1 protein-coding gene is annotated in these 859 nt (G+C 76.1%); it reads left to right on the top strand.

The annotated features are described in order from the left end of the window. Positions 1-856, top strand: an 856-nt coding sequence (locus FV229_RS27010; protein ID WP_147754836.1) for a penicillin-binding protein activator, incomplete at its 5' end; no start/stop codon positions are given. Positions 857-859: the final 3 nt, after the last annotated feature.

Genomic DNA, 859 nt, shown 5'->3' with positions numbered 1-859 from the left:
CGCCGAGGGCGCCGAGCTGGTGCTCGGCCCGCTCTTCGCCGCCAACGTCTCGGCCGCCTCCGTGCCGGCGCGGGCCGCGGGCAAGCCGGTGATCGCGTTCTCGACCGATGCGAGCGTGGCCGCCCCCGGCACCTACCTCCTGAGCTTCCTGCCCCAGGCGGAGGTCGACCGGATCGTCGAGGAATCGGTGTCGGGCGGGCGCCGGTCCTTCGCCGCGCTGATCCCCGAGAACGCCTACGGCAACGCCGTCGAGGCGCAGTTCCGCGAGGCGGTGGCGCGCAAGGGCGCCCGCCTCGTCGGCATCGAGCGCTACGTCCCCGGCGCGTCGGAGCCGGCGATCGCCCGCCTCGGCGGCCTGATCACCGGGGCCGGCGCGCAGGCCGACACCCTGTTCCTGCCCGAGACCGCCGAGGGGCTGCCGGCGGTGGCGGCCGCGCTCACCAAGGCGGGCTTCGCGCCGTCGCGTATCCGGCCGATCGGCACGGCGGTGTGGAACGAGCCGCGGCTCTTCGCCCTGCCGGCGCTGCAGGGGGGGCGGTTCGCCGCGCCGGACGCCGGCGGCTTCGGCAACTTCGCCGGGCGCTACCAGGCGCGGTTCGGCACCAGCCCGCCGCGGGTCGCCTCGCTCGCCTACGACGCGGTCTCGCTCACGGCGGCGCTCGCGCGGCAATACGGAACCCAGCGCTTCGCCGACGCGACGCTGACGAAGAGCGCCGGGTTCTCGGGCATCGACGGCACCTTCCGCTTCCGCCCCGACGGGCTCAGCGACCGCGCGCTCGCCGTCTACGAGATCCGCAACAACGCGGCGAGCGTCGTCAGCCCCGCCCCCCGGGCGCTGGCCAAGCCCGGAACCTGAACC

It is taken from the genome of Methylobacterium sp. WL120, assembly GCF_008039465.1.
In the GTDB taxonomy this organism is placed as follows: domain Bacteria; phylum Pseudomonadota; class Alphaproteobacteria; order Rhizobiales; family Beijerinckiaceae; genus Methylobacterium; species Methylobacterium cerastii.
Note: the sequence above shows the minus strand (reverse complement) of the source record. Positions and strands in the feature narration are given on the sequence as shown.